This is a genomic window from Kribbella sp. NPDC048837, assembly GCF_055586945.1.
In genome coordinates this window covers 548,163-574,035 of record NZ_JBVJHF010000001.1, presented here as the reverse complement: position 1 = coordinate 574,035, position 25,873 = coordinate 548,163, and the positions used below count along the sequence as shown (strand labels likewise).

Annotated in this window: 22 protein-coding genes and 2 pseudogenes; 16 read left to right on the top strand and 8 right to left on the bottom strand. The window is 67.9% G+C overall.

What is annotated here, in order from left to right; genetic code table 11:
- Positions 1–77 precede the first annotated feature (77 nt).
- Together ACZ6O0_RS02790 and ACZ6O0_RS02785 are read right to left on the bottom strand one after the other, a co-directional pair.
- Positions 78–746: a response regulator gene (locus ACZ6O0_RS02790; protein ID WP_465763081.1), complete on the bottom strand. Its 669-nt coding sequence runs from the start codon at positions 744–746 to the stop codon at positions 78–80.
- Positions 743–1,954: a sensor histidine kinase gene (locus tag ACZ6O0_RS02785; protein ID WP_465763080.1), complete on the bottom strand. Its 1,212-nt coding sequence runs from the start codon at positions 1,952–1,954 to the stop codon at positions 743–745. The genes ACZ6O0_RS02790 and ACZ6O0_RS02785 overlap by 4 nt, the downstream gene beginning before the upstream one ends.
- Before the next feature lie 769 nt (positions 1,955–2,723).
- Here ACZ6O0_RS02785 and ACZ6O0_RS02780 point away from each other — a divergent pair.
- Positions 2,724–2,882, top strand: a complete 159-nt coding sequence (locus tag ACZ6O0_RS02780; protein ID WP_465763079.1) for a hypothetical protein — start codon at positions 2,724–2,726, stop codon at positions 2,880–2,882.
- A gap of 46 nt (positions 2,883–2,928) precedes the next feature.
- On the opposite strand, the gene ACZ6O0_RS02775 is transcribed toward ACZ6O0_RS02780, so the two are convergent.
- Positions 2,929–6,045 carry a M14 family metallopeptidase gene (locus ACZ6O0_RS02775; RefSeq protein ID WP_465763078.1) on the bottom strand — a complete coding sequence of 1,039 codons (3,117 nt, stop codon included), beginning with the start codon at positions 6,043–6,045 and terminating at the stop codon, positions 2,929–2,931.
- A 137-nt stretch (positions 6,046–6,182) separates the two neighbouring features.
- Here ACZ6O0_RS02775 and ACZ6O0_RS02770 point away from each other — a divergent pair, with 137 nt between their 5' ends.
- From ACZ6O0_RS02770 to ACZ6O0_RS02760, 3 genes and pseudogenes are all read left to right on the top strand, one after another.
- On the top strand, positions 6,183–6,428 hold the full coding sequence (locus ACZ6O0_RS02770; protein ID WP_465763077.1) for a hypothetical protein: 246 nt from the start codon (positions 6,183–6,185) through the stop codon (positions 6,426–6,428).
- Between the two features lie 490 nt (positions 6,429–6,918).
- Positions 6,919–7,107, top strand: a pseudogene (locus ACZ6O0_RS02765) (IS1380 family transposase); the annotation flags it as partial.
- A gap of 373 nt (positions 7,108–7,480) precedes the next feature.
- Positions 7,481–9,127 (top strand): hypothetical protein, encoded by a 1,647-nt coding sequence (locus tag ACZ6O0_RS02760; protein ID WP_465763076.1) that lies wholly within the window; start codon positions 7,481–7,483, stop codon positions 9,125–9,127.
- Between the two features lie 440 nt (positions 9,128–9,567).
- Here the strand turns inward: ACZ6O0_RS02760 and qcrB are convergent, their stop codons facing one another.
- Positions 9,568–11,001, bottom strand: a complete 1,434-nt coding sequence (qcrB, locus tag ACZ6O0_RS02755) for a cytochrome bc1 complex cytochrome b subunit (protein ID WP_465763075.1) — start codon at positions 10,999–11,001, stop codon at positions 9,568–9,570.
- 446 nt (positions 11,002–11,447) lie between these two features.
- Here qcrB and ACZ6O0_RS02750 point away from each other — a divergent pair, with 446 nt between their 5' ends.
- Entirely contained in the window at positions 11,448–12,572 is a 1,125-nt protein-coding gene (locus tag ACZ6O0_RS02750) for a prenyltransferase/squalene oxidase repeat-containing protein (RefSeq protein WP_465763074.1), read from the top strand.
- 165 nt (positions 12,573–12,737) lie between these two features.
- Here ACZ6O0_RS02750 and ACZ6O0_RS02745 read toward each other — a convergent pair whose 3' ends face one another.
- Positions 12,738–14,873, bottom strand: a complete 2,136-nt coding sequence (locus ACZ6O0_RS02745; RefSeq protein ID WP_465763073.1) for an MMPL family transporter — start codon at positions 14,871–14,873, stop codon at positions 12,738–12,740.
- An 879-nt stretch (positions 14,874–15,752) separates the two neighbouring features.
- Between ACZ6O0_RS02745 and ACZ6O0_RS02740 the strand changes: the two are divergent.
- Together ACZ6O0_RS02740 and ACZ6O0_RS02735 are read left to right on the top strand one after the other, a co-directional pair.
- Positions 15,753–15,908, top strand: a pseudogene (locus ACZ6O0_RS02740) (MerR family DNA-binding transcriptional regulator); the annotation flags it as partial.
- A gap of 108 nt (positions 15,909–16,016) precedes the next feature.
- Positions 16,017–16,349, top strand: coding sequence for a YnfA family protein (locus tag ACZ6O0_RS02735; RefSeq protein WP_465763072.1), 333 nt, complete (start codon positions 16,017–16,019; stop codon positions 16,347–16,349).
- Positions 16,350–16,402: 53 nt separating this feature from the next.
- Here the strand turns inward: ACZ6O0_RS02735 and ACZ6O0_RS02730 are convergent, their stop codons facing one another.
- Positions 16,403–17,224, bottom strand: a complete 822-nt coding sequence (locus tag ACZ6O0_RS02730; RefSeq protein WP_465763071.1) for an ABC transporter permease — start codon at positions 17,222–17,224, stop codon at positions 16,403–16,405.
- A complete protein-coding gene (locus ACZ6O0_RS02725; protein WP_465763070.1) occupies positions 17,221–18,198 on the bottom strand; it encodes an ATP-binding cassette domain-containing protein in 978 nt (325 codons plus the stop codon). Before ACZ6O0_RS02725 ends, ACZ6O0_RS02730 begins: the two co-directional genes overlap by 4 nt.
- A 57-nt stretch (positions 18,199–18,255) precedes the next feature.
- Here ACZ6O0_RS02725 and ACZ6O0_RS02720 point away from each other — a divergent pair, with 57 nt between their 5' ends.
- The 5 genes from ACZ6O0_RS02720 to ACZ6O0_RS02700 all read left to right on the top strand — a co-directional run bounded on the left by ACZ6O0_RS02720 (position 18,256) and on the right by ACZ6O0_RS02700 (position 21,934).
- Entirely contained in the window at positions 18,256–18,600 is a 345-nt protein-coding gene (locus ACZ6O0_RS02720) for a PadR family transcriptional regulator (RefSeq protein ID WP_465763069.1), read from the top strand.
- Positions 18,582–19,154, top strand: coding sequence for a permease prefix domain 1-containing protein (locus tag ACZ6O0_RS02715; RefSeq protein WP_465763068.1), 573 nt, complete (start codon positions 18,582–18,584; stop codon positions 19,152–19,154). Before ACZ6O0_RS02720 ends, ACZ6O0_RS02715 begins: the two co-directional genes overlap by 19 nt.
- Positions 19,155–19,208: 54 nt before the next feature.
- A complete protein-coding gene (locus ACZ6O0_RS02710; protein ID WP_465763067.1) occupies positions 19,209–20,363 on the top strand; it encodes an MFS transporter in 1,155 nt (384 codons plus the stop codon).
- Positions 20,364–21,050: 687 nt separating this feature from the next.
- Entirely contained in the window at positions 21,051–21,302 is a 252-nt protein-coding gene (locus ACZ6O0_RS02705; RefSeq protein ID WP_465763066.1) for a hypothetical protein, read from the top strand.
- Positions 21,299–21,934, top strand: coding sequence for a dienelactone hydrolase family protein (locus tag ACZ6O0_RS02700; protein ID WP_465763065.1), 636 nt, complete (start codon positions 21,299–21,301; stop codon positions 21,932–21,934). The genes ACZ6O0_RS02705 and ACZ6O0_RS02700 overlap by 4 nt, the downstream gene beginning before the upstream one ends.
- Before the next feature lie 810 nt (positions 21,935–22,744).
- Here the strand turns inward: ACZ6O0_RS02700 and ACZ6O0_RS02695 are convergent.
- Positions 22,745–23,152: a VOC family protein gene (locus tag ACZ6O0_RS02695; RefSeq protein WP_465763064.1), complete on the bottom strand. Its 408-nt coding sequence runs from the start codon at positions 23,150–23,152 to the stop codon at positions 22,745–22,747.
- 225 nt (positions 23,153–23,377) lie between these two features.
- On the opposite strand from ACZ6O0_RS02695, the gene ACZ6O0_RS02690 reads away from it, so the two are divergent.
- The 4 genes from ACZ6O0_RS02690 to ACZ6O0_RS02675 all read left to right on the top strand — a co-directional run bounded on the left by ACZ6O0_RS02690 (position 23,378) and on the right by ACZ6O0_RS02675 (position 25,864).
- Positions 23,378–23,458, top strand: coding sequence for a metallopeptidase family protein (locus ACZ6O0_RS02690; RefSeq protein ID WP_465764054.1), 81 nt, complete (start codon positions 23,378–23,380; stop codon positions 23,456–23,458).
- A gap of 115 nt (positions 23,459–23,573) precedes the next feature.
- Positions 23,574–24,554, top strand: a complete 981-nt coding sequence (locus ACZ6O0_RS02685; RefSeq protein ID WP_465763063.1) for a hypothetical protein — start codon at positions 23,574–23,576, stop codon at positions 24,552–24,554.
- Between the two features lie 288 nt (positions 24,555–24,842).
- On the top strand, positions 24,843–25,442 hold the full coding sequence (locus ACZ6O0_RS02680) for a hypothetical protein (RefSeq protein ID WP_465763062.1): 600 nt from the start codon (positions 24,843–24,845) through the stop codon (positions 25,440–25,442).
- Positions 25,443–25,735: 293 nt separating this feature from the next.
- Positions 25,736–25,864 (top strand): hypothetical protein, encoded by a 129-nt coding sequence (locus ACZ6O0_RS02675; RefSeq protein WP_465763061.1) that lies wholly within the window; start codon positions 25,736–25,738, stop codon positions 25,862–25,864.
- The last annotated feature ends 9 nt before the right edge of the window (positions 25,865–25,873 follow it).

The window sequence follows — 25,873 nt, the reverse complement described above, 5'->3', positions numbered from 1 at the left end:
ACCCCTGCGTCGTCGGCCTTGGATCCGAACCTGGCCGTACGCCGTCAGGCCCACGACTACATCCGCAGATGTACGCCTCAGGTGTCGCGCGGTACGACCAGGCCACTCTCGTAGGCGAGCATCACCAGCTGAGCGCGATCCCGAGCGGCGAGCTTGGCGAGGATGCGGCTGACGTGGGTCTTCACCGTTGCCGGGCTGACGACCAGCCCGTCCGCGATCTCGCTGTTGGACAGGCCCTGGGCGATCAGGCCGAGTACGTCGCGTTCGCGGTCGGTCAGCTGCGCCAGCTCCGCCGGGCGGGCCCGAGGCGTCTCGGGGCGGCGTGCGAACTCGGCGATCAGTCGGCGGGTCACGCCGGGAGCCAGCAGCGCGTCGCCGGCCGCGATCAAGCGGATCGCCGCGAACAGATCCTCCGGCAGGCTGTCCTTCAGCAGGAAGCCGCTCGCCCCGGCCCGCAGCGCGGCGTACACGTACTCGTCGAGGTCGAACGTCGTCAGCACCAGCACACGCACACCGCCGCACCGTTCGTCGGAGGTGATCCGCCGCGTGGCCTCGATGCCGTCCATCACCGGCATCCGGACGTCCATCAGCAGTACGTCGGGCCGGCAGCTGCGGGCGACCTCGATCGCCTCGGCGCCGGTCGTGGCCTCGGCCACGAGCTCGATGTCGTCGACCAGAGCGATCTGCGCGCGAAAGCCGTCGCGGACCAGTGGCTGGTCGTCGGCCAGCGCGGCGCGGATCGTCATGGCTCGTCCTCCGCCCGGATCGGCAGCCGAGCCTCCACACGGAACCCCCGCACCGGTCTGGGCCCGGCCGTGAACTGTCCGCCCAACGCGGTCACCCGTTCGCGCATCCCGACGATGCCGAGACCGGGGTGGCCGCCGGAAGACTTCCCGTTCCCGGCCCCGTCGTCGGTGATCTCCACGACGAGCTGGTCGCCGTCGTACCGCACGAGGACCGCGGCCGCCGCCGGCCGCCCAGCGTGCTTGACGACGTTGGTGAGCGCTTCCTGCACCACCCGGTACGCGACCAGGTCAAGGCTCCGCGAGAGCGGCCGGCGGTCGCCTTCGACGGAGAGCTGCACGTCCGCGCCGGCGTGACGCATCGTGCCGACCAGATCGTCGAGGTTCGCCATCCCTGGGGTCGGATCCAGCTGAGCCGCGGTGTCGCCGCCCTGCCGCAGCACGCCGAGCAGCTGCCGCATCTCCCGGCTGGCGTCCCGGCTGGTCGTCTCGATCGTAGCCAAGGCACGCTGCGCCACGTCCGGATGCTGCGGCAGAGCCAGCCTGCCGGTGCTCGACTGAATGGCGATCGTGGTGAGGCTGTGCGCCACCAGGTCGTGAAGCTCTCGAGCGATGCGCAACCGCTCCTCAGCAGCAGCCTGACGTGACAGCGCCTCGCGCTCCCGCTCGAGAAACTCCGCGCGGTCCCGAAGCGCCGCGCTCCGGGTCCGGCGGTCCGCGACGACGAAACCGACGATCCCGACCACCAAGGTGACGACAACCATCGGCAGCGCGTCCTCCAACCGCAGACGGTCTCCGCCGACCTGCGCGAGTTCGAGCGCCGCGACCACGACGGTCGCAGCCGCCGCGCCGACCTCGGCCATACGCCGGGTCGCGTGCACGATCACTGAGTACAGGGCAACCCACAGCCCGAACGGTGCCGACGGCCCGAACACCACCTGGGCAACGACCCACGCGGCCGACACCACAACGAGCACCACCGCGGGACGCCGTCGTCGCCAGAGCAACGGCACACTTTGAACGAGCACGAGACCAAGCCAGACCGCGCCCAGCAGGATCGACGTCTGCTGCTCCGGCTCGCCGGGACCGATCCGCGGGTTGAGCAGGTGCAGCAGGGCCACCGCGGCGACCAGCAGCCAGTCGCCGAGCGGGTGGATCCACCTCGGCCGGCCCCGGCTGCCGGCGCGGGGAACACCGGCGACGTCCTGCATGACTTCATCGTGCACCCCCGGCGACCTGCGCGGCACCGCCCCCACTCTCCTGCCCGTCGCTCGAGGTACCAGCGCCCTCGACGGTCTGCCCGCACACACCAACCGGAGCCTTAGGGCGCCGTTGACTACTGCCCTAGAGTGCGGGCACCCTCCCAAGAGAGGCTCAGTCTCAGAGCCGATCGCGGAGGCCCTCATGCGTTCTCGCAGTCGGGTCTGCGTGCCCTAGCGCCTGTCGATGGCAAGGCGATTCTGGACAACCCGCGCTACACGGCTTCGCGGTCTATGGCCGGTGGCAGAAGGTTGAGGAGCTGCTGGACCCGGATGATGTCGCGGCCGGCCACATCGTGAGGTTTCGGCGGCCTGCGCAGTCGAAGATCGTGCGGTCCCGTGAGCCCGCACATCCGGCGCTCGTCTTTGTGGGGGACTTCACGCGGGTCCAGTTGGAGATGCGTGGAGCCGGTCGAGGCTCGGTACGACGAGCGAGTCGCCCGGGCGCAGGTACGCCAAGCAAACGATGAGCGGGGGTCGACTCGATGGCCTACCAGATGCGTGCCAGCGGAGTCGAGGGCGGCCATCTCATCGTGACCAATGCGGCCGGTGACGACGACGTCCTCCAGCGTGCACTCATCCGAGTGGCAACTACGGCTACCCGCGATCGTGACTGACAAGCTGCACATGGGATCATGGCCGGTCGCCGCCGCCGGTCCCTGGAGCATCGTCGACAGGGGAGGAGCGCAGTCGGCATCACTGTGCGGTCAAGCAAGCAAAGATGTTCGTCGTCGCGGCAACAGGTGGTTGTGGCGGGCAACGACCCGGGGCGAGCCGCGAGTTCGACCGGTACGGCCGTTTGCTGAACGCCGAGCTCGGCCTCGAGCCGACCGCCGCCCTGCAGCGCCTCCTCGACCTCCCCAGCATCCGCTCCGCCTGAGCCGGCTGCCAACCGCCACTACGGTTGGCAGCCAGCGCGCGGACACTCAGCCCAGCAGATGGTCGAGCGCCCGGCCCATCACCGCATTGCGTTCGGCGGCGGTGGACACACCCTCGAGCCCGAAGCCCATCAACAGCGAGTGCGGGGTCGTGATGGTGTTGCCGACCGGGAAGCCGGAGGCGTCCGTCTGGATGAAGTTGTTGGCGTTGGGCGCACTGCCCGCGGGCGGCCCCGTGATCGACCAGCCCTCCAGGCCCGTCTCGAACGACGTGCTGGTGCCGTCCGGGAGCGTGATGTCGTCGAGGAAGACACCGAGGCCCTGGGAGGCCCAGTCGCTGGCGTAGGCGATGGAGATCTCGACCGTCTGGCCGGCGTACGCGCCTAGGTTGACGCTCCACTGCTGCCAACCACCCGAGTTCCCGCTGGCGGCGTTCCACGCACCGGTGGTCCCGGTGGGGGCGCACGTCGAAGGACCCGTCTGGGTCTGGTAGTGGTCGAGCTGTGGGTGAAGGGTGCGCCACCCACCAGAGTTCTCCTGCTTGCAGCTCTCACCGGTGTCCGTCGTCGTGTGCCCGTTGGCGTCCGGCAGCGTCGTCCAGTTGTCCTGGTTCGGCGTCCGGGCCTCCACGAACAGGTGGTCCCACGCCGGTTCGGTGTCGTACGACGTCCAGAACGTCATCGACCCACCAGCCGGCGGCACCTGGACCGCACGGGTCAGCCTCTTGTACGACACATCGGCGATCTGGGAGTAGACGTAGTGGGTTCCCGTGTGCGGGTCGAACGGGCTGCCCGGCTTGTCGTACCGTGCGGCCGCCGAACTCTCGAACTGCTTGAACTGGTCGGTCGGCAGGATCCCGCTGGTCGCGATGAACGACGACCGCCTGGTGGCGTTCCCTGCGAAGACGGGATCGTCGAGGCCCCAGGAGAAGCCGGCGAACGGCTCGCCGATGCCGACGGAGTCGAACGCGCCGCCATTGTCGTCGAGACCGTCAGCGGGCACGGCGAGGTAGGCGCCCAGGTAGTACTGCAGTACGTCGTGGGTCTGGTCGCCACCACCGAACGAACCCCACAACGGCAGGCACCGCCGCGGGTCGATACCCGCGGGCGGCGGGTTGCAGGCGACCTCGCCCTTCGGGTCGTAGAGCTGGTTGCCGACGTTGTTGGTGTACTGCTGGCCCGCGGAGTCGCCCACAAGCTGCACCTTGCCGCCCTCGTTCATGTACGAGCGGAATTCCAGGATCTCGTCGAGGGCCAGTCGGTCCGCGTTGCCGGCGCCCCGGCCGGCCGTGCGGGTCACCAAGTCGTTGCCCGTCTCCCAGATCACCGCGTCGTAGTGGCTGAGCACCCCGAGCGCGTCGGGAGCCAGGCGCCCCGCGGCGTCGACGTCGTAGACGTCGGCCTGCTGGCCGTTGGCCGCGAGGGCATCCACATAGGTTTGGGCGAAGTGAGGGCCCGGCGTCTGCACCGGCGAGGCGCCGGTGTAGTCCTCGGCCGCCACGACGAGCACGCGGTTTCCGCTCTCGGAGACGGCCTGGTAGGTGAATGAGTCACTCCGCTGGCCGCCGCCCTCGAACCAGACCTCGACCGAGTCGCCGGGATCTGTTCCAGTCACCACGCCCCGCATCTGGTGGTAGTAGACGGACGCGGGGTTGTACCGCGACCCGCCCTGCCACTCAGACATGGGTTTCGATTGCACCGGACCGCCGTTGATGCGGTACTTCGCGGTCACGGCGCCGAGGCTCCGCTTGGCGATCACGGCCACCGGCTGCGGGTCGCCGTACGACTTGGTGAAGCTCAGCTGGACCCCGGGGTTGCTGCGCTTGTAGGGGTCCTGGCTGTCGATGTAGAACGGCTCGGTCTTGATCCCTGTGACCGTCTTCGGGTCGTCGGGGTCGACCGCGGAGTTCGCCGCCGACTGGGCGAACGGCAGATTGCGCTCGAACTCCGCCTGGACCAACGCCTCGTCATCCGGGAAGACGAACCCGCAGCCGTCGCAGCCCGCGGACAGCTCAGGTGTCCACGCCAAGGTGCCGGCCTTCGAGTGCGCGTAGTCCGTCGTCTCGCCGTTGGTCACGTAGAGAACGTCGGAGCTCAGTCCAGGGTGGAAGTCGGCGATGGCGGGATCGTCGAGGTTGCCGGACATCGCGTAGTAGATCGGGTCGTCCGCGGTGGGCGTGCTCGTCTGCCAGCCCTCGGCGTAGAGCAACCACTGCCCGTTCGAGTGGTAGTTGACCTGGAACTTGAACTTGATCCGGTCGAGCAGCCCGACCATCGCCACGGTCTCCGGCTCGGACATGGGGCCAGGACCGCGGTAGGTGTCGCTGGACTGGATCGACGACGAGCCTTCTTCGTCCCAGCCCCAGTGGCTCGGGAAGTTGCGGTTCGGGTCGACGCCGTCGCCGACCTGGGTCACACCGTCCCCGTTGTTGTCGCGCAGGTTCTTCCGCCACAGCCGTTCGTGATCGAACGTGTACTGGTAGCCGTCGGGGTTGGCTACGAGGATGAACCAGAGCTCGGTCGACTGCAGCAGCTTGCGGACCTCGCGGTTGTTCGCCCGCCACTGGTCGATGTAGTAGAACATCAGCCGCCTGTTGACCTCGGTGGAGATCCATTCACGCGCGTGCTGAGTGGAGCTGAACAGCACCGCGGGCCGGACGCCGTCCTGCTGGCCGAGAGCGCCCTGGGTGAGCTTGACGGCGATGATCTCGCGACCCTGCCCGGTGTGGCCGAGGACCTCGAGCTTCGCCAGTTGCGGGTTCGCGGCAGCTGCGGCGTACAGCTGGTCCCGGATGCCGCCCTGCTCGTCGTACGAGCGCCAGACGTTGAAGCCGCCGGCCGCCTGCGCGGCTGCGAACTCCTTGACGGTCTGGCCGCCCTTGACTCGCTTGAGCTTCAGGTCGATGCGGTGGCCCCGAAGCCGGTCAGCCTGGCCCTTGTCCAGAACCATGTCGACCTGGACACCGTTCGCGACCTGACGCTGGCCGGTCACCTCGATGCCCTGCTGGGTGATCTCGGCGAGTTGCCCGGTCTCGACAGTTGCCGTGTAGACGTCGAGCGGGTCTGGATCTCTGCCTGCGCTGGGCGTTGCGGTGGCGGTGGTCAACCCCGCGCCCAAGGTGGTGACGAGGGCGAGGATGAGAATGACAACGAACGACCGACGCATGATCCGACCTCCCGGCGGGCGACAGCGGTGCGCTCACTGTTGCACCGAGGACCAGCGCCCGCAATGGGCCACCATCCCGATTTTTGCCGGGGGGCCGCTCAAATGTGTGGGTGGGACAGTACGGACCAGTCGGCGGTGTGGAGCGCGTCGAGGCGGTCGGAGACGTCGTCGCCGCGTTCGACTGCCTCGTGCGCCGCTACCGCGTCGTTGGGGTAGCCCAGCAGGATCGCGCCGCCGATGCGTCCGTCGGCTCCGATCAGAAGGCGGCGGTATCGGTGTTCGGCGACGTCTTCGAGGGCTATCGAGGTGTCGCCGCCGAGCAGATTCTCCGCGGCGATCTCGGCCTGGTCGACTGCCGCCGGCGGTCGTTGCCGGCAACATGAGAGCACTGTCGAATGCTCAGCTCCAGGATGGCGCCTCCGTAGAGTTGCGAAGCGCCATGGATAAGCTGACGGGTTCCCCAGGTCACGGGCAGCCTCAACCGCATGCTTGAGGCGGATAGCGCCTCGCCGAGCAAGCATCCGCTGGCTTCATGAGGATCTTCGGGGGAGATTGCGTCGTCGGAGGCGAATACGTGGCTGTGCGCAGTCACAGGATCAGTGACGTGCTGCGCCTGCCTCGGGATGCTCGACAGGTGGCCAGGCCGCGGCGGCTCAATGCTGGTCCCGTGGTCGTCCGTGGTTTCGGATCGGCCGTGCTGGTGTCGTATGCAACGCGTTGCCGACACCCGGGGTGTGCCATCGACGTTCAGGGCATCTACAACCGCACGAAGGATCACGGGAGCGCAGCAGGTATCTGCACGCCACTTTCGGTCAGCATCGAGCAAGGCCAGGCGCTCGGCCGGCGTGGTCCCGCGAAGCGCGGGGTCCCAACGCCCTGTGCTTCACCGGCACCCTCGCCCGCACCGAACCAGCCACCTATCGCTATCAGATACTGCACGTCGCCGCAGTTCTCGTCCGCACCGCCCGTGGCCGGTATCTGCGACTCGACACCGACTGGCCCTGGGCAGCCGAACTCACCACCGCGTTCGAACGCCTCCGCGCCGTCCCCTGGCCGGCGACCCAGCCACAGCTCCCCATCCCACAGTTCGTAGGAGCCACGCTGCGATCGATCAGGTTCTACGCGGTGGCACGCGGTCACCGCGAGATCTTCTGTAGTCCAGACGACTCCGGATCATCAGACGGCGGTCGCGCTGTGCCCGGGACCACCATGCCGTCAGATGACGAACTACGGCTGGAGTATTGGGCCGAATCTGGCACGATCCCCGGGCGAATTGAGCACTATTACTCAGCCCGTGGCGGCGTCTCCGCGCGCAGACTGAGCTGAAGCCGCGCTGCGTGCGCCAAGGGGGCAGTCTGGGGTGCACCGCGGGATCATGGCCGGTCGCGACCGCCGGTCCCTGGAGCATTGTCGACAGGGGAGGAGCGCAGTCGGCATGACTGTGCGGGCCAAGCAAGCAAAGATGTTCGTCGTCGCGGTCGTGCTCGTCGTCGCGGCAACAGGTGGTTGTGGCGGGCAACGACCCGGGAGCGGGTCTGCGTCGCCGTCGGCAACGGTGCCGCGTGATCTGGTCAAGATGCGCGGCACCGTTGCCGACGACGGCGGGTCGTACGAGTTGATCGTGGACGGAAACAGGCGGTTCCGGCAGACGCTACTCACCGGACCGGACGCCGGCGCGTACGTCGTGTGGGACGGCAAGGTGTTGCTCTCCTTCGACCCGCAGAGCGATCCGAGGTACCAGCGGCAGGAGAACCCGAGCAAGGACGAGTTCCCCCGAGCCACGTTCTTCTACCGGCCCGGCACGAAGGAGTTCGCCGACATGTGTCCCGCAGCGAAGCGGCTGGGCACGACGACACTGTTCGCCAGGACAGCGGTGCGCTATCACTGCGACAAGGTGGTGCCGGCTGAGGGCTCGCCGGCGGAGCCGATGGACGCGCGAGAGCTCGCTCTGGATGAGCAGACCGGTCTGGTCCTGGCGGACGGTGGTCCGGACAAACTGACCGAGGTGACGTTCGCCCCTGTGATCGCGCCTGACACGTTCTCGACGACGATGCCACCTGGCGGCGGCGACAGTTCGACTCCCGGCGGTGGTCCGTCCGGACCGGGGCCGGCAAAGACCGAGGCCCGGCTCCGTCAGATCGCGGCCACGACGGCGACACCGATCTACTACCTCGGCGCCGAGTTCCACGGCTTGCCGCTGGAGGACGCGATCATCTTCACTGGGGACACTGAGGCGCAGGGTGATACCTCCCTCGACCCCGGCCAGTCATTGAGCGTCGGCTACGGATCCCTTTGCAGCGAAGGCACTTGCAGCTCACGTATCGAGGTCGGCGCCGAGGAGATCCCGCTTGGCGGGAACATTGTCGGGTGCTCACGACTGACCCCGATTCACGGCGTACCAACCGTCTCCCTCGCGGGTGACTCGGTCGTCCTGTTCACTGGCCCGCTCGCGATCCGCGTCGGTACGACGCCCGGCGACGTCGAGCTGGCCGCGCAGGCCGCGACAGAACTGCGCCGGGTTGGAGAGTCGGCCGCGGCAGCGACATTGCCACCCCCGCCTGCGTCGAAGCTTCCGCTCATCGACGCCGCGTGCGGCCGTCGCCCGGGCGAGCACGGACCGGGACTGTACGACGATCCGGCACTGAACCCGGCCTCCGAAGGCATGCCGGTTTTCACCGTGCCGCGTCTCGGCGGCGGACAACTGCGCTGGGCCGACTACACCGGGAAACCGGTCGTCGTGGCCGCCGGCGACGTCACCGACGTTGCCCCCGCAGTCCGTCGCCTCGCCAAGCTCACCTCCGGCGGCACGTCGCCAACCGTGATCGGCCTGACCTGGGACACCGTCGGCGACAAGGAGCATCCCGCGTCGACAGCCGAGATCCAACGGAAGGCCGGCCAACTACCGGTCCCGGTCGGCTACCCGGCCACCGAGCCCGCCGTATGGCTCAGCGACGCCGCGGGCATCGATCCGAGCCAGTCCGGAGTGATCGGATTCCTCGACAGCAAAGGCGTACCGTCGATCCTCCTGCCGACCAACGCCTCCGACGCCGAGATCCGCACCGCGCTCCGGCAACTTCACTAGTCCCATCGCACTATCGCTCGCCGGCACGCTGGACCGCGTGCCGGAGCCTCCATCGACGTCGCCACCGACAGGAGCAGCGCCCCAGCCGAGCGGGAGACCCCGGATGGCACCATTCGTGGCGTCGGCGGATCGGAAGCCCGCTGGACAAAGCTCTCGCGCTGGCTCTGCCGCAGCTCGAGCGAGCCGCGCCAGCCGGCCGTGGTGGGCAGGTTCGCGTGGGGCGAAGGTGCGCACGCGCTCTGGTGGCCTTCGGCAACTATTCTGCGAGGCCAGCTTCGGGTGCGCTGACCTGGTGACTCGTCGCATCCTGCCCGCTCCGCTGCCCCAAGAGCTCCGCGATCGCTTGATCGTCATCCCCCATACCGACGGCCGTTGACGACACCTCGCGACGAGTCAGGTCGATCCAGCGGTAGGCGCGTTGACCACGCTCCTCGTGCCCGTCATTCAGTACCTTCGGGCTTTGCGTCCCTCGTCGCGGGGATGGTCTGTGCGGTCAATGCGCGGTTCTCCGCGGATGCGCCCACGAGCTGCCAGCGCCGATATGCGTCGACTGGACGGTGCTGCTCGACGTACCCGCCGTCCGTCCGCCGGAATACCTGGCCGGTCTCGACGCCGAGCGCGGCGATCCGCGCGCCCCGTTCCTGCAGCCCGTAACAGATGCGGCGGGTGATCACCAGTGCGGCGGGTGGACCCAGGATCACGAGGACCTGGAAGACGTGCAGGAGTGAGTTGACCGAAAGGTGGAACTGCACGGCCATGGTGTCGGCGCCGGCTGCGGCCCAGAGGATGCCGTAGAAGGTCATACCGGCGACTCCGATGCCGGTTCGGGTCGGGTTGTTGCGCGGCCTAACGAGGACGTGGTGATGCCTCCGGTCGCCGGTCAGCCGCTCCTCGACGAACGGGTAGACCGCGACGAGCGCAAGGAACAGCGTGCAGGCCGTGACCGGCAGCAGTACGGCCAAGCTGAACGTTTTGCCCCACCAGACGAATTCCCAGCCTGGCGCCAGCCGAAGCGAGCCGTCGAGGAAGGCGAGATACCACGCCGGGCCGACACCGGCCGAGGTGTTCGCCGGATCCGCCGGGCCGTACAGCCACACCGGATTGATGGTCGCCGTCGCGGCCATGAAGATCGCAACCCCCGCGACGAAGCAGAACAGGCCAACACTCTTGACCGCGGCCACAGTCGCCGGACGTCCCACCACGTTCTCTTCCGTACGCCCGGGGCCGGCGAACTGCGCGGGCTTGTGCCTGAGCGCGAGGACCGCACCGACAACGAAGAGGACGACAAGTACGGCGGGCAGGACGACGATGTGCAACGGGTAGAACCACGAGATCACATCGCCCGGGAACTGCCCACCGAACAGCAGGGCCGAGAGGCCAGAGCCGACCAGCGGAGTCGCCTGCAGGACACCGTCCAGTACGGCGAGGCTGGTGCCGGACGCCATGTCGTCGGGGAGTGAAGTGCCGGTGAGGCATGCGGCCAGCATCACGATGAGCAGCCCGACGACGACGAGCCAGTTCAGGCGCCGTGGCCGACGGAACCCGGCAGTGAAGAACAGCCGCAACAGGTGCAGCGTGATCGCCGCCACCATGATCAGCGTGGCCCAGTGATGGACCTGGCGCATCAGCAACCCACCGCGAACCTCGAAGGTGATCGCCATGGTCGAATCCAGTGCCCGCGACATGTCTACGCCGTGCAGCGGTGCGTACGGTCCGTCATACACGACGTGATCGACCGACGGTTCGTAGTACACCGTCAGGACCACGCCGCTGAGCACGATCACAACGAAGCTGTAGAAGGCGATCTGGCCGAACAGCAGCGACCAGTGGTCGGGGAATACCCTTGCTCGCAGGTTCCTCCATCGGCGGTGCATGGCTCGACCTCCTGGTCATCCTCCACGCCGGGCCGCGATCCGCGGTCATCCATACGACACCGCAGCCATCGCGACTGTGACGTCCCGTGTCGCACATCACGCTCACGTCAGCCCTGGATCGGACGCCCGGTCGACACGGCGGATGTGGTCTGGCGACCGGGGCCCGTACTGCAATTCCAGATCGGCGGCCAGCTTCTGCGCCGCCTCCTCAGGCAGTCGCCCGATCTGTCGGGTCCGTGGTCGGCGAACGCGCACAAAGGGTGGAATCCATAGCCCGATGAGCGGTGGTCTATCAGCTTGACGGTCCGCTACCTTTCGGAGGGTGGACGATCCGGAACGGGCGACTCGACGAGCAACGCCTGCGCAACTGCGCCGTGGAAGCGTTGGTTGCCCTCAGCGAAGGCGCCTCCGGCGTTCGTAGTGTCGGGCGTAGGTGAGGTTCAGGGATGGAGCCGACGGAGAATCAGGGCCCTTACCAGCCACGAACGCCGCCGATGGCCGAGGACGATCCGGTTGTCCAGTGGCTGCTGCAGGGCGATCCGGCGATCCGCTGGCAGGTGCTGCGCGACCTCGTCGACGCCTCGGAGACCGAGGTGGCGACCGAGCGATCGCGGGTGGAGCACGAGGGCTGGGGTGCTCGGCTGCTGGCGCTGCGGGCTCCTGATGGCCTGTGGGCGAACGGGGCCTGCTTTCCGGGTACCGCGGCGTTCGCAGCCGCCACTGCGCGGGCTCTGGCTGCCGGTGAGCCACCACCACCTTTCCCGTCACCCGACCCAGAACCGGCCGAGGCACCGACCGACGGGTCGAGTGCCGAGCCGAGCCAGCCGTGGACCGCGACGTACCCGGTCCTGCTCGACCTGTGCCACCTGGGCATACCCCCGGAAAGTCCGGTGATGCAAGAGACCGCACACCTGGTGGCCCGCAACTGCCGCTGGGAGTACGACGGGCTGCCGTTCTTCGCCGGCGAAGCGGACTGCTGCATCAACGCCGGCACGATTCTGATCGGTGCCTACTTGGACGTCGACGTCGACCCGGTGGTGCAGCGGCTCCTGGCCGACCAGATGCCGGATGGTGGCTGGAACTGCTGGGCCGAGACGCGCCCAGCGCCGTCATCTTTCGCAAGCACCCTGGACGTGATCGACGCTCTGCTGAGATGGGAGCGCCATACCGGCGGATCTGAGGAGGTCCGCCGGGCTCGCCAGAACGGAGAGGAGTACTTGCTCCGGCGCAACCTCTTCCGGTCGTTACGCACGGGCGAGGTGGTCAACCCGCAGTGGGCATTGTTCTCCTACCCCCTACGCTGGCAATACGACCTGCTCAAGGCCACGGAGTACTTCGCCCTGCGTGGGGGCACTCCGGATCCGCGGCTGACCGAAGCGATCGAACGCGTCCGCGCAAAGCGCCGACCCGACGGGCGTTGGCTGCTCGAGAACACCCACCCCGGCGCGGTCCACTTCCGGTTCGAGGAACCCGACGGCACGCCGAGCCGGTGGAACACCTTGAGGGCGCTGCGAGTGCTGCGCTGGTACGACGCGTCCGCCCACTCCGGCAGCGCGAGCCAGGCGTCTTGACGACAGGTGGCGACATCACGTCGACGGTGGCAGTTGAGCCGTTCCGTTGGATGCAACCATCAGCGGGAACGCGCCTTGCCACCGGACAAGGCGCACGACTGCGGCCCGCACACCGATGCCGCGCGGCCCGGTGGTAGTCAACTGCCCAGAGCGATCCCGGTCGGATCAGCTCTCCAGGACGCGCGCCTCGGCGGGCTCCTCGACTGTGTCGGTGGCCCGGTCCCCGTGGCCGGGCCACCACGCGGCGTGCCCGATGAGTGCGGTTAGCGCCGGGGTCAGGAAGAGCGCCATCACGAATGCGGCCATGGCGATACCGACGGAGAACGAGAAGCCCAAAGACTTGAAGAACGTGCCCTCGGCGAACATCAGCGAGGCGAAGGTGCCGGCGAGGATCAGGCCGGCGGCCGCGACCGTCGGACCGGCATGCTCGATCGCCTTGGCCGCTGCGGGCCGCGGCTCGAGCCCTCCCCGTGCCTCTTCCCGCAGGCGCGCCACCATCAAGATGTTGTAGTCGGTGCCCAACGCCACCACGAAGAGGTAGATGTAGATCGGCAGGATGAAGATCAGCCCTTGCTCTCCGAGCAGGCGTTGGAAGACCAGCACGGTCGCGCCCAGGCTGGCGGTGAAGCCGAGGCCCACCGAGAGGATGAGGTAGAACGGCGCGACGAGGCTGCGCAGCAGCAATGCCAAGATGATCATGATCAGCACTGCCGCAACCGGGAACACGACCGAGTAGTCGCGCGCCATAGCGTCGTCGAGGTCGACGAAGATCGACGTGGTGCCGCCGACGAAAGCCTCGGTCCCGTCCGGCGCGGCCGAGTGCGCGGTGTCGCGCACGGGACCCTCGACGTTAGCCATCGCCGCGTCGGACGCGGGGTCGTCGGAGAGGACGACTGTGAACACCGCGACGTCATCGGTGCGGGCGGTCAGCGTCGCCGACGCGACGCCCTCTGCGGTGCCTAGCTCGGAGGCGTACGTGGTGAGCGCGGCGTCGTCGAGCGGCTGGCCGCCTGTCGCGCGCAACAGCACCGTCGTGGGGTCGGCGGCACCACTGGGCTGGCCCTTCTGGAAGGTGATCAGCGCCTGGCCCGACTCTGTCTTCTCGGTGCTGCTGTCGGAGAAGTTGAAGGTCGGGTTGAACCCGAGGGCGAACAACGACAGGACGGCGAGCGACCCCGCCGAGACGACGGCATAGCGGACCGGGTGCGCGGCAACCGACCGCCCGATGGCGCGGAACCGGGTGGCCTCGGGCTCGACCATCCACTTCTTCGACGGCCAGGAGATGACCCGTGGCCCCAGGACTGCGACGACTGCGGGGACCAGCGTCAACGCCGCGAGCACGGCCAGCGCGACCGCGATCGCCAGCGCGGGCCCGATCGAGCGGAAGATGCTCAGGGACGACAGCACCATCGCCATGAAGGCGATGATGACCGCCCCGCCGGCCGAGGCGATCGCCTCACCGGCCCGCTCGACCGCGTGGGACACCGCGCCTCGACCGTCGAAGCCCAGCCGCAGGGCCTCCCGGTAACGGAACAGGAAGAACAGGATGTAGTCGGTCCCGATGCCGAACAGCACGATGAACAAGATCACCGAAATGGAACTGTCGGCCTTGAGGTCGAACGCCTCGTTCGCCACCGCGATGAGCCCGGTGGCGGTCGTCCCGACCAGGGCGACGGTCACGATGGGCAGGGCGCAAGCGATGACGCTACGGAAGATCAGCGCGAGCAGGACCACGATGAGCAACAGGGTCACGACGCTGACCACGACGAGCGCCTGCTCGGACGACTCCTGGGAGTCCAGCGACTGGGCCGCCGGTCCCGTCACGCCCGAGCGGAGGTCGGTCCCCTGAACCATTGGCTCGAGGTCGGCGCGCAGGCTCCGGGCGTCCTCGATAGCAGCCGGGTCGAAGGCGTTCTTGCCCGGCTTGACCTGCACGAAGATCGCCTGCACCAACCCGTTGTCCGAAGGCGGGGCAGCGGCCGCGGTGCCCAGGTTGTCGTAGCCTTTGGTGTTGAGCTGCTCGGCGATGGACGACACCTTGGCCTGGTCGTCCTTGGTCACCTCGCTGCCATCCTCCCGGTCGAAGACCACGATCGCGCCGATCTCTCCGCGCTCGGGAAAGGCTTCCTGCTGGACGGTCAGCGCCTTGACGGACTCGTAGTGCCCGGGCAGGAACTCCGACTGGTCCTGCGTGGACTGCAGGGCGGGGGCTGTCATCGCGATGACCACGGCCGCCACGATCCAGGCGGCGATGACCCACCAGCGGGCGCGGACCACGAACCTTCCCAGAGCAGCGACCATGGTCCGAACGCTACTCGCCTGACCGGCCCGCGGACCGGAAGGACACCGTCGCCGTCCTTCTTCGCGCCGTCTGCGTATTCGCGAGCGACTCGGAGCCGCCGACGCTCCTAGCAGCTGCCCAAGCGGGCGGTAGCGATGCCGCGGGCAAGGGCGGCAGTCGGCGTTCCGACGGCCTGCGAGGTCGGGGTACGGGTCAGCGGACCAAAGTCGCCGTAACGTGGTGGGTCAGAGATCCACTGGTGGCGGTGACCTTCACCGTGAAGGTGCCGCGAGTCGTGTTGGACGCCGTCTTCACCTTTAGGGTCGTCGTGGGGTGCCGCGACCGGACTACCGGTCCAGGTCGCTGTCACGGCGAAGTCCGGCCGCTGAGGCGGACGGCCCACATCGTCGCCGCGATCACCGCGACGGCTGTGAGCGCCACGCCCCCGACCGCGAATCGCCTGGCGCGGATCCGACGGCGCCGGTTGTTGCGTGCGAACAGTCTCGTGTTCGGCCGGTCGCGCGAGCAGTTGGTACGCCTGGTAGGAGTCTGCGAGGAGGAGCTCCCAGTTGCCGATCGCTGCGAGGTAGGTCGTGACACTCCTGGTTATCGAGGAAGGCCGCCGTTCGCTCGCGTGCCAGCGAGTACTCGCGGAACGCAGACTGTGCTCGCCGTACGAAGTTGAACAGGTCTGCTCGTCGACACGGAGCAGGGTGTTGAGGACGAAGTTCTGAATCCAGTACTCCTGCTAGTCGCTCGTCCACGGCCTCCCAGCAACTGGACATCCTCCGCCGCGGCGGCATCGTCACCTCCCGCCGCGAAGGCAAAACCGTCCTCTACCGAGCCAACCGAGAAGGCGCCGCCACAGCCCTGGCCGACCTCCAGTCGTACCTGAAGAACTGCTGCTGACCCGTTCGCACGCTCGATCAGAACCTCGAGCGGCCGACCTTCGAGTCGGGACCACCTGTCGCATCTCGCAGGTGGTCGAACGCTGCGGCGTTCCGGCCACCATGCTGCGGTTCTACGAATCGGCCGGACTGCTGCCAGCCGAGCGTACCCGGGCCGGCTGCGCGTCTGCGACGACAATGCAGTGGATCGGCCGACCTTCCTCGGCTCAGCCAAGCACCAGCGTTCAGCCCGTTGTGCTCACTACGGTTGGTGCTATGACCGTCGCGAAATCCATCGCCTTGTTCGTGCTGGCCGCCCTTGCCGAGATCGGCGGCGCCTGGCTGATCTGGCAGGGCTGGCGCGAACACCGCGGGCTGTGGTGGATCGGCGGCGGGATCCTCGCCCTCGGCGCGTATGGATTCGTTGCCACATTCCAGCCCGACCCGAACTTCGGCCGGATCCTGGCCGCCTACGGCGGCATCTTCGTCGCCGGATCGCTCGCTTGGGGTGTGCTCCTCGACGGATTCCGTCCCGACCGTTACGACGTTGGCGGTGCACTGATCTGCCTGGCTGGCGTCGGCATCATCATGTACGCACCCCGGGGCTGAACACGCGCGTCAGCTGAGAGGGCCACATGCACGGCCATCCGGTCGCCTTGAGCTCAATCAGCAGTGGTACGTCGGTAGCGGTGCACCGCTACCGGAACCGTCACCAGGAGTAGACCGGTGATCCAGGCCAGTGCTCGCAATACCGGCTGGGCGGTTGGTCCGCCGAGGACAAGGGCTCGGAGAGCGTCGACGGTGATCGTGATCGGGTTCACCTTCGCGAATGCCTCCAGCCAGCCTGGCATGGTCGCCACCGGGACGAACGTCGAGCTGGTGAAGACGAGCGCTATGACGGGCATCAACCCGGCCAGCCCGGCAGATTCGGGGTCGTGGACGAGCAACCCGACGAGGGCGTTGATCCACGAGAAGAGCACACCTACGAGTACTGCGAGCCCGATCGCGGCAGCGGCGTTCGCCGTACCCGCGTGGAATCGGAAGCCGATCGCGTACCCGACGCCGGTCATCAGCAACAGGACGAAGACGTTGCGGACGGCATCGGCCAGCGTCCGCCCGGCCAGCACCGCCGACCTGGTCATCGGCAGCGCGCGGAAGCGATCGATCATGCCGGTGGCGAGGTCGTCGGCGATCGCCACGCCGGTTTGGGAGGCTCCGAAGGCGATCGCGAGGACGAAGATCCCGGGCAGTAGGTAGTCGACATACTTGTCCACCCCCGGTGGGTGAATCGCGCCTCCGAAGGCGTAGGTGAACAGCAGCACGAACATCACCGGCTGCACGGTCGCGAACGCGATCAAGGTCGGCACCCGCACCAGTCGACGCAGATTTCGCCCGGTCATCACGGTCACATCGCCCAGCAGCCAGGTGAGCCCGCGGATGTCACCGACCGACGCGACCTGCATCTCGGAGATCGCGGTCGTCATGGCCGGCTCCCGGATTGTGCCGCCGCTGAAGCACTTGCGGGTTCTCCGGTGAGGGCGAGGAACACGTCGTCGAGAGACGGGCGGCGCAGCGCGAGGTCGGTGATCTGTACGTCGGCAGCCGTCAAGCGGGCCACGACTTCGCCGAGCAGATCCCGCCCGTTCGCTACCGGCAGGACGACTCGTCCGTCGATCTCGTCCACGATCGGCGAACCCGATCCGAGGTCGCCGATTGCTGCCGCCAGGAGTTGCGGATCGATGCCTGGCGCCGGAAGCAATTCGAGCCGGTCACCACCCACCTGAGCCTTGAGCTCGTCGGCTGTTCCAGCGGCGATCACACGGCCGGCGTCGATCACCACGATGCTGTCCGCGAATTGGTCTGCCTCCTCCAAGTACTGCGTGGTGAGCAGCACGGTGGTTCCCTCGGCAGCCAACGCCCGGATCGTTGCCCACAGCCCGATCCGGCCGCGAGGGTCCAATCCGGTGGTCGGCTCGTCGAGGAACAGTACTGACGGCTTTGCCACCAAGCTCGCGGCCACGTCGAGCCTGCGGCGCATCCCGCCGGAGTAGCCGCGAACGACTCGGTTGGCCGCGGACAGGAGATCGAACGCATCCAGCAGTTCGATCGCCCTGCGAGCGGTGTCGATGCGGCCCAGACCGGACAGGCGGCCGATCATCCGCAGATTCTCCCGACCCGTCAGGTAAGCGTCGACCGCGGCGTACTGACCGGACAGGCCGATCAATCGGCGGACTGCCTTGGGTTGCCTGACGACGTCCAGGCCTGCCACCTGGACGGTGCCGGCGTCGGGCCGGAGCAGCGTCGCCAGGATTCGCACGATCGTGGTCTTTCCGGCACCGTTCGGGCCGAGCAGGCCGAGTACTGCGCCGACCGGAGCGTGCAAGTCGACCCCACGCAGTGCTTCAACCGCGCCGAATCGCTTCACCACCCCGTCGGCCGCGATCGCGAGCTCGCTCATCACATACCACCCATAGCTAGCATTACTACCTATCCGATTGGTGTAGCATAGCTACCTATGAGGGTGGACGCGCAAGTGCTGAAGGGTCATCTCGACGTACTTCTGCTCGCCACCTTGGGTGATGGACCGCGACACGGCTATGCGATCAAGGAAGCGCTACGGGACGGCAGCGACGGCCGCTTCGACCTGCCCACCGGCACCGTCTATCCCGCGCTCCACCGCCTCGAACGAGCAGGACTGATCAGCGGATCATGGTCAGTGGTGGACGGCCGGCGGCGCCGCAGCTACCAACTCACCCCAGACGGCCGGCGCAAGCTCGCGGGGGAGCGGGCCAATTGGCGCGAGTTCGCACAGACTGTCACCAGGCTGCTGGAGCCGGAGCCATGGCCGACCGCGACCTGATCGATGGCTACCTGGCCGCGCTCGCCCGGCGACTGCCACCCGACGCGGTCGAGGAGTTGGCGGACGGTCTGGAGGAGACAGTCGACGACTACCTCCGGCGCGGCCTGGCGCCCGCGGCTGCGGTCGCCGCTGCGATCGAGGAGTTCGGCCGGCCGGCTCAGGTCACGTCGGCCTTTGCCCGCCAATCCGCTGGGCGACGTACCGCATTCGCATTACTGGCAACGAGCCCAGCGTTCGCCGTCCTGTGGGGATCCACCTTGATCAGCAGCAAGGTCTGGACATGGCACATCCCACTCGCCGCCGCCATCTCCTTCGGAGTCATTCTCCTCGCCGTTGTGGCGACGCTCGTAACAGTTGTCAGAAGCAATGATCCGTCGACGATGCGCCGCGCCGCACCCGCCGGCCTCGGGCTGATCCTGCTCGACCTGAGCATGCTCATCGCGCTGGTCGCCGCCGCGCCGTCGCCAACCTGGACGATGGCATGCGCAATTCCAGCCAGCCTCACCCGCGTCGCCCTCACCGCACGCAACCTCCCACAACTCCTCGCGCCATAGCGGCCAAGGATGACCAGGCCGACGACTTCCACGGCTGCAGCACCGGGCGGGTGGATGTGGCCGCTCTATGCGGCCGGGTTCACCACGGCATTCGGTGCGCATGCGGTCGCAGCGAACCTCGGTGGGTTCTCCGGGGATGCGGTCACATCGCTGCTGACGCTCGGAGCCCTGCTTGCCCTGTACGACGGTGCCGAGGTGCTGCTGAAGCCGGTGTTCGGCACCATCGCCGACCGGATCGGCGCGCGTCCGGTGCTGCTGGCCGGGCTGGTCGGCTTCGCGCTGGCGTCTGCGCTGTACGTGATCGCCGATAGCCCCGGCTGGCTGTGGGCAGCGCGCCTTGGCCAGGGTGCCGCGGCGTCGGCGTTCTCACCGGCGGCCTCGGCGCTGGTCGCCAGGCTGAACCCAGCCGCCAAGCATGGCCGGGCGTTCGGCAGCTACGGCTTCTACAAGACCATCGGCTACACCCTCGGCCCGCTGCTCGGCGGCGCCTTGGTGTGGCTCGGTGGGCTCCGGCTGCTGTTCGCGGTGATGACGGCGCTCGGCCTGGCGGTGGCTGCCTGGGCCCTGGTGGCCGTGCCTGTTGTGCCGCCGCTACCGCGGACCCGGCAGACGGTGCTGGACCTGGCTCGCCGGGTCACCGATCCACTGTTCCTGCGGCCGACGGCCGCTTTGGCTGGTGCGACCGCGGCTCTGTCGGTGGGTGTCGGTTTCCTCCCGGTGACTGGCGCGGCGGCGGGTCTGGGGCCGGTCGCGACCGGTGCCGCAGTGTCGGTGCTGGCCGCCACAGCGGCGCTGGTCCAGCCCCGCGCCGGCAGGGCTCTGGACACCGGGCGCCTGAGCGCGCGGACCGGCATCGGCACCGGCCTGGTACTCGCGGCGGCCGGGTTGGCGTGTGCGACTCTGACCGGCCTGGTCGGTGTCCTCCTCGCGGCGGTGCTGATCGGCGTCGGCACGGGCATGATCACCCCGTTGGGGTTCGCTGCCCTGGCAGCATCGACGCCGCCAGAACGACTTGGTCAAACCATGGGGACCGCCGAACTCGGTCGCGAGCTCGGCGACGCCGGCGGGCCGCTCCTGGTCGCGGGGATCGCCACGGCCGCAGCCCTGAACTATGGCTACGCTTCGCTGGCGATCCTGCTCGCCGCCGGCCCCGCCGCCGGACTGATCGGCGCCTCCCTTCGGCAGCGCCATCACAGCCGTCAGCCCTGACCGCACCCACCACTCACTGTCGCTGTGGACGTCGAACTACGACCGGGCCGAAGGCGCCCAAGTGCGATTTCGCAGCGAGAGCCGCCACGGCGAGTCGGTGTGGAACGACGTCCTCGTCACAGTGACCCTCCCTCAGTGGCAACCCGCATCCATTTGACCTGGACGCCTGCGGACCTCGTCGCCGCGCTCCACTTGCCGCAGTACACCTTGCTGCCGTTGTTCGGCAGGAGGGTGTCGCGGACAGCTGTTACCAACGTCAATATGCATTGACGATCGACGTGGCCGAGGCCTGGCTGGTCAGTCGACGTTCTTCCTCTCGATGGTTTACGGAACTGCCCCGACCTGCACGGCGGTCGGGCCGAGACCGAAGTCGCCGGTAGTAGACAGTCATTGTCCGCACGGGCACGCTGGATTCGGGGGTGCAGCTTCACTGTGCCCGAGCGAGACGGAAGGGGACAGTGGCGATCCCGCGCCGCCGCCGCCGCGAACGCGACCGGCGCGGACGCCGAAAATGGGCCACTGGTTGCAGCGGTGGCTGCGGCAGCAGCCGGGGCGGTGGCCGCTCTGCCTGTTCCTTGCCTGGTTGCTCGGCATCGCGCCGCACCCCGAAAATCTGAATGCGCGCCGACAAGCGCAAAGTGGATGTGTCGCGGTCGCACGCCGCGTGGTGGGCAATGGAGGTGCGGCATGAAAGGTGACCGGGTTGAAATCGTCGTTGACACGGGCAGCGGCGTGTCGACGTACGAGATCACCGCGACGAAGGCCGGCCGCCGGGTGGAGATCAACACGACCCGGAACCTGACCGAGGTCGTCGAGGTCACCCGCTCTGGTACGCCGGTCCGGACCGCCCGCTTCATCACCTCCCGGGTAGTCGCACTAGTGGAGCACCCGGCCGGCCGGCCCTCTCCCGACGGATCTGGACCGCAGCAGCGATCGTGACGAGTCGGCGGGTGACCATCGACATCCCGGGCGGGACCCTCCCCGGCGACTTGGTCGTGCCCTCACCGGCGAACGGCCTGGTGATCTTCGCGCACGGCAGTGACAGCAGCCGTCACAGTCCTCGGAACCAGTACGTCGCCCACGTCCTCAACAGGGCAGGCCTCGCCACCTTGTTGTTCGATCTGTTGTCGAGCGAGGAGGCGTCCGATCGGAGGAACGTCTTCGACATCCCCTTGCTGGCCGAGCGATTGACATCGGCGCACGACTGGGCCCTCGGAAGGAACGGAGTCGGCGATCTCGCGGTCGGGTACTTCGGCGCCAGTACCGGAGGAGCCGCCGCGGTGTGGTCGGCGGGCGGCGGCTCCGACGACGTGAGCGCTGTGGTCTCCCGCGGAGGCCGGGTCGATCTGGCCGGAGAACGCCTGCCCCACGTGACGGCGCCGACCCTGCTGATCGTCGGCGAGCGGGACACCGACGTACTCGAGCTCAATCGTGAGTCGCAACGGAAGCTACGGTGTGTCAACCAGCTCGAGGTAGTGGCCGGTGCTACCCACCTCTTCTCCGAGCCCGGCGCACTCGAACGGGTCGCCGAACTGGCTCGCGATTGGTTCCGCACCCACCTACCGGCATGAGAGCTTGGCCAACCAACGGCCGTGCAGTGACCGCACGCGCCCGCCCAGGAGACGCCGAGTCGCTGCGTAGTCCGACGGGTTCCTGGTCGCCGGCGGCTGGATCTGTTTCCCGCGCCACCTGGCGGGCTGGTGCGGCTGTTCAGAGGGAGTTGGAGGGCCGTAGCTCCCTGGTGAGGGCTCGATGCCCGAGGCTGCGAACCGGGCCAGCTTCGCTCGATGCTCGGGGAGTCGGCCTCGTTTCGGTCGAGGCCGACTCCCGCTCGCTGCTGGTTAGGTCGTGGTCCCGCCGCGCTGCATATTCACCGGGCCTTCTGCGGATGCTGCGCGATGCTGACGACTCGCTGCGGAGTACGTAGCGGTAGTCGAGGTCGGTCGGACCCCGATCCACCAACTCGCCGCCGACGGAGTGAACGAGATCATCAATGTTTCGGTGAACTGGTCGTCGGGGTTGACTTGGACGTGTTGCCAGTAGTTCTCGGCCGTGGGGATCTGGCCGCGGCGCCGACATACCTCGATCCAGCGGGCCAGTGCGGGGAACTTGTACTGCGTCGATGCCCAGTCGCCCAGAACGCGCCATCGTGGTCGTCGCTGCAGATCCGGAAGTCACGGGACTCCTGTTCCTGCCAGATGGCGGGCCGTCGACGCTCTGGTCTGGCCGACTGTTTCCGGTCCCTCCTGGCGAGCGGAATCCGGACCCGTAAGCGGCCGGGGCGCAACTGCTGGAACCTCGTAGGGACCGCGAAGGCGGGCGGTGCACCCCGGACGTGTCGGGTCATGATGGAGTCGACAGGAGGGGAGGAAACGAGCTCTTTAGTGGGGAAACACCGCCCCTTTGTCGGTCCACGTGACCCCTTTGTTGCGGCACAGACAGAAGGGATGCCCGACCGGGTCGGTGTAGACCCGCCAGCCGTAGCCCTCGGGTCCGATGAAGTCCTTCTGCAGTGTCGCGCCGAGTTCGACGACGCGGCGCTGTTCGGGCTCGATCTCGTCCACTTCGAAGTCGAGGTGGAACTGCTTGGGGTGTTCGTCGTCGGGCCAGCGCGGGGCGCGGTAGCCGTCCACCCGCTGGAAGGCCAGCTCGATCTCGCCGAAGGCGATGCCGGCCCAGTTGTCCTTGTCGTGGCTGTTCTTGATGGGGCGGCCTGACACCGCGGCGTAGAAGGCCGCCAGCTTCATCGGATCCGGGCAGTCGATGATGAAATCCGTGAGTTGTAGCATCACGAGATCTTGCCACGGGGTAAGAGGTAGCCAATATTGCGCAGCGCAGCATCCAGTCGTCCGGTCCAACTCCCGTGGGAGGCCGGGGACAACCACTGGCCACGCTCGGGATCTACGAGGGCATCCCGCTGACCGAACGCGGTCACTGCTAAGGCGGCGTTCTCCGGGACCGCATCACGACCGGCGCTGCGGATCTGCGACACGGTCGACGACGTCATCGACGAGGTGCACATCACCGTGATGCACGAGATCGTCCACCACTTCGGCATCGAGGACGCCTGCCTCCACGAGCTCGGTTACGGCTGAGCATTGCCAGTTGCTGCAAAGCGCAGGCCAATGTCTGTCGATTGAGATAGCCTCAGGCGGCCGGTGCCGGGGACCGGTCCAGCCCAAAATGTGAACGATCTAGTGAGGCTTCGCAGTGAGCGACCCCCAGCCGCCTGCCTGGACCCCGGAGAACGACCCGAACCGCCCGTACGGCGCTCCACCGCCGCCGCACACTGCGCCGCTACCGCAGTACGCCGCCCGACCACCGCAGTACGGCGAGCCTGCGCAGTACACCCAGCCTCCGCAGTACGGCGGCCAGCCTCCGCAGTACGGCGGCCAGCCTCCGCAGTACGGCGGTCCGCCGCCGCCCCAGCTGCATCCCGGTGGACCGCAATACCCGCCACCCCACCAGCCGCCCGCCAAGCGCAAGACCCTATGGCTGCTGGCCGGCGCGCTCACCCTGGTGTTCGCACTGGTAGCCGGCACTGTCGTCGTCTTGACGACGCGCGGAAGCGGTGACGCCGTCGTCGGCGGTCCGATGCCGACCGCGACGTACTCCGACGGCGTGACATCCAGCGAAACCCCGTCGCCAACCGCACCGCCGTCGTACACGCCTGAACCGACCCCGACGCCCACTCCGACGGCGGAGCGCCGTCGGACGCTGCGGGACATCGATCAGGGCATCCAGGTGTACGACGACGTGTACGTGAACCCGGCGAGTGGGTGGCGCAAGGACCGCAGAACGAAGTACTCGGTCGACGTCGCTTCCCCGACCAAACACGGCGTGGTCATCGTCTTGGTGAACCCAATCGGCTACCCGGCGACCACCGCCGTGCGGTCGGTCACGCGGCAGTTGGTCGAGACCGACCGCCTGAGCGCTGTCCGGATGAACCCCGTCAAGAGCCTCAGCCCGGCGAACTCGAACATCGCAGGCCAGGCGCGGATGGACTTCTCAGGCCGGTACGCGCAGAACGGCGCCGTCATCTCGATCGTCGGCCGGTGTACGACGATGACTGGGGTCGAGTCGATCCACAACGTCACAGTGACGGTGTGCGTCGAGGCGCTGAAGGACGCGTGGGACGTGGTTCTCACGGACACCAACCGCATGCTGGTGTCCGTCGCACGGTCGATCTGATGTCACTGCAGCAGAACCCTGCCGAGTCCGGACACGACGAAGCCGAGCAGCAGTCCGTCTCCCCGTCGGCCGGACATCGGCGGACCGTTGCCCCTGGAGGCCGCTTCGGCGTAGCTTGACGAACGGGGGGCACATGGTTCGGTCACGTGGTTCTGCTTGGCTTGATGGGCTTCACGAAGCCTCCCTGCTGACTGCGCGGGCAGGGCCGAGATGAACGCCGCGCCGAGGCTGGAGGCACGATTCTGGCGAACTCGACGGTCAGCGGCCGTCGCCGGGATCGTGTTTGGGGTGCTGCTCCTGGCAGCGTTGACGATGGTCCGCGTCGCACTCTCTGCGGACAGCCTTCAGTCGCTCGAATCCGACGCAGCGCGACGTCGGCTGATCCAGATCAGTCTCCACCTCGTGCCGTTCGCCGGAATCGCCTTTCTGTGGTTCATCGGGGTCGTTCGCGATCAGCTGGGCGATGTCGAGGACCGGCTGTTCTCCACCGTCTTCCTGGGCAGTGGGCTTCTCTTCCTGGCCATGCTCTTCATCGGCGCCGTCAACGCGTCCAGCATGACGGCGATGCTCGCGGGAGCTGAGGTCAACGCCGACGTCTGGGCGTACGGCCAGACCAGCACGCAGGCGCTCATTTCCGTCTACGCCATGCGCATGGCCGCAGTGTTCACCATCTCGGTGAGTACCGTGGGTCTGCGCACTTCAGCCTTCCCCCGGTGGGTGGCAATCCTCGGTTATCTCGTCGCAGCGGCGCTACTTGTGGCCGCCGGTGAACACCGGTGGATCCAACTAGCCTTTCCCGCTTGGGTTCTCCTCGTCAGCGTGGTCATTCTCTTCACCCGCCCGCCAACCCGTGAAGTCGCCGCTGAACAGCCGGACACCCCGTCATGATGGCGTCCCACTACCGCCTCGCCATGTGGGCTCGTAGTTCGGACTCGGGGTCCTCGATGAGGGCGCCGCTGACGTCCACCGTCACCCCGTGGAGGATGCCGGCGAACTTGAAGGGGCCCGCGTACTCCGTTGTGACCGGGGAGTCGACGTTGTAGCCGCAGAGCCGAGTCCGCGCCTGATCCCCTCGTCGGGGTGCCTGCGATCACAGGGAAGGTCCGTTCACCGGGCAGTCTCTCCGCAGTTCGCCGGCTATCTCGTGGCGGTCTGTGTCAGTTGCCGGCTTGGCTGTCCAGATGAGCAGCCATGTGGCCAAGGCCATCGAACTCCTGTCGTGCGGCCGCCCCATCGAGCTGGTCCGCACCCTCGACCACGGAGCCGGAGGAGCGTCCCTAGCCCGCCTGGACGGTGAACCCTCGTGGTGAGCGGCGCCT